Raw genomic sequence first — 2797 nt, forward strand, 5'->3', positions numbered from 1 at the left:
CGTCTCCGCGATCCTCGACGCCGCCCAGGAGCACAAGGCCGACGTCATCGGCATGTCGGGTCTCCTGGTGAAGTCCACGGTGATCATGAAGGAGAACCTGGAGGAGCTGAACTCCCGCGGCCTGGCGGCCGGCTACCCCGTCATCCTCGGGGGCGCCGCCCTCACCCGCGCCTACGTCGAGCAGGACCTGCACGAGATCTACGAGGGCGAGGTCCGCTACGCCCGGGACGCCTTCGAGGGCCTGCGCCTGATGGACGCCCTGATGGCCGTCAAGCGCGGAGTGCCGGGCGCCACCCTGCCCCCGCTCAAGCAGCGCCGCGTCGCCAAGCGCGACACCCCGCTGCTGGTCGCGGAGCCGGAGCAGGGCGGGCGGTCCGACGTGGCCGTGGACAACCCGGTGCCCGCACCGCCGTTCTGGGGCACCCGGGTCATCAAGGGCATCCCGCTCAAGGACTACGCCTCCTGGCTGGACGAGACCGCGCTGTTCAAGGGCCAGTGGGGCCTGAAGGACTCCGAAACCGTCGAGAGCGAGGGCCGGCCGCGGCTGCGCGGCTGGCTGGACCGGCTGCACACCGACGGGCTGCTCGAAGCGGCCGTCGTGCACGGCTACTTCCGGTGCGTGTCCAAGGGCGACGACCTGATCGTGCTGGACGAGGACGGCGGCGAGCGGACCCGGTTCACCTTCCCGCGCCAGCGCCGCGGCCGCCGGCTGTGCCTGGCGGACTTCTTCCGCCCGGAGGAGTCCGGCGAGACCGACGTCGTCGGCTTCCAGGTGGTGACCGTGGGCAACCGGATCGGCGAGGAGACCGCCAAGCTGTTCGCCGCCGACTCCTACCGCGCCTACCTGGAGCTGCACGGCCTCTCCGTCCAGCTGGCCGAGGCCCTCGCCGAGTACTGGCACGCCCGCGTCCGCGCCGAGCTCGGCATCGCCGGATCCGACCCGGCCGCCATGGAGGGGATGTTCCGCACCGAGTACCAGGGCTGCCGCTACTCCCTGGGCTACCCCGCCTGCCCCGACCTGGAGGACCGCGCCAAGATCGCGGACCTGCTGCGGCCGGAGCGGATCGGGGTCCACCTGTCGGAGGAGTTCCAACTCCACCCGGAGCAGTCCACCGACGCGATCGTGATCCACCACCCCGAGGCGAACTACTTCAACGCCCGCTGACCCGTACCGAACGGAAAGGAGTCGACCCATGCCGGCAGCCTTGGCCGCCACCGTCGAACGCCCCCGCACGTCGCCGACCCCCAGCGTCCGAGAACTGCTGGCCCAGGGCCGCAAGAGCTTCTCGTTCGAGTTCTTCCCGCCCAGGACGGAGGGCGGCGAGCGGACCCTGTGGAAGGCGATCCGCCGGATCGAGCCGCTCGCCCCGTCGTTCGTCTCCGTCACCTACGGCGCCGGGGGCTCCTCCCGGGACCGCACGGTCGAGGTGACCAAGCGGATCGCGGCCGAGACGACGCTGCGGCCGGTCGCCCACCTGACGGCCGTCGGGCACTCGGTGGCCGAGCTGCGCCACATCATCGGCCAGTACGCCGACGCGGGCATACGGGACGTGCTGGCGCTGCGCGGCGACCCGCCCGGCGACCCCAAGGGGCCCTGGACCCCGGAACCGGACGGGTTCACCCACGCCCACGAGCTGGTCAGCCTCATCCGGCAGCTCGGGGACTTCACGGTCGGCGTCGCGGCGTTCCCCGAGCGGCACCCGCGCTCGCCCTCGTGGACCGAGGACGTCCGGCACTTCGCGGCCAAGTGCCGGGCGGGCGCCGACTACGCCATCACCCAGATGTTCTTCCACGTCGAGGACTACCTGCGGCTGCGCGACCGGCTGGCCGCGGTCGGCTGTCTGACGCCCGTCATCCCGGAGATCATGCCGGCCACCGACCACCGGCAGATCGCGCGCTTCGCCGAGCTCAGCGACGCCCGGTTCCCCGCGGCGCTCGCCGCCCGGCTGGAAGCCGCGAAGGACAACCCGGCCGACGGGCACCGGATCGGGGTGGAGTACGCCACCTGCATGGCCGAGCGGCTGCTCGCCGAGGGGGCGCCGGGCCTGCACTACATCACCCTCAACAAGTCCACCGCGACTCTAGAGATCCATCAGAACCTGGACCTGAGTCCGTACGCCTGACCCACCCACTCGTCGTCCTCTCAACTTTCACGGAGCAGCTTCCATGGACTTCAAGGTCGCAGACCTCTCCCTCGCCGCGTTCGGCCGCAAGGAGATCACCCTGGCCGAGCACGAGATGCCGGGCCTGATGTCGATCCGCGAGGAGTACGCCGCGTCCCAGCCGCTGGCCGGGGCGCGGATCACCGGCTCCCTGCACATGACCGTGCAGACGGCGGTGCTGATCGAGACCCTGGTCGCGCTCGGCGCGCAGGTGCGGTGGGTGTCCTGCAACATCTACTCCACCCAGGACCACGCGGCGGCCGCGGTCGCCGTCGGCCCGAACGGCACCCCGCAGGACCCGCAGGGCGTCCCGGTCTTCGCCTGGAAGGGCGAGACCCTGGAGGAGTACTGGTGGTGCACCGAGCAGGCGCTGACCTGGCCCGGCGCCGACGGCCCGAACATGGTCCTGGACGACGGCGGTGACGCCACCCTGCTGGTCCACAAGGGCGTGGAGTTCGCCAAGGCCGGCGCCGTGCCCGACCCGGCGACGGCCGACAACGACGAGCTGCGCATCGTCTACCGGCTGCTGCGCGACAGCACCCTCGACTGGGTCAAGCTCGCCGCCGGCATCCGCGGGGTCACGGAGGAGACCACCACCGGTGTCCACCGCCTCTACGAGATGCACCGCGAGGGCG

The 2797-nt window shown here is 71.7% G+C and carries 3 protein-coding genes; all 3 read left to right on the forward strand.

Going from position 1 to position 2797, the window contains the following annotated elements:
* The coding region (locus LG632_RS29905; protein ID WP_308109450.1) for a vitamin B12 dependent-methionine synthase activation domain-containing protein at nucleotides 1-1165 on the forward strand (1165 nt) is incomplete at its 5' end.
* A 28-nt stretch (nucleotides 1166-1193) separates the two neighbouring features.
* Nucleotides 1194-2123: a methylenetetrahydrofolate reductase [NAD(P)H] gene (gene metF / locus LG632_RS29910; RefSeq protein ID WP_226731064.1), complete on the forward strand. Its 930-nt coding sequence runs from the start codon at nucleotides 1194-1196 to the stop codon at nucleotides 2121-2123.
* A 43-nt stretch (nucleotides 2124-2166) separates the two neighbouring features.
* The coding region (locus LG632_RS29915; RefSeq protein WP_226731065.1) for an adenosylhomocysteinase at nucleotides 2167-2797 on the forward strand (631 nt) is incomplete at its 3' end.

This window comes from Streptomyces antimicrobicus (assembly GCF_020532625.1).
GTDB classification, from domain to species: Bacteria; Actinomycetota; Actinomycetes; order Streptomycetales; family Streptomycetaceae; genus Streptomyces; species Streptomyces antimicrobicus.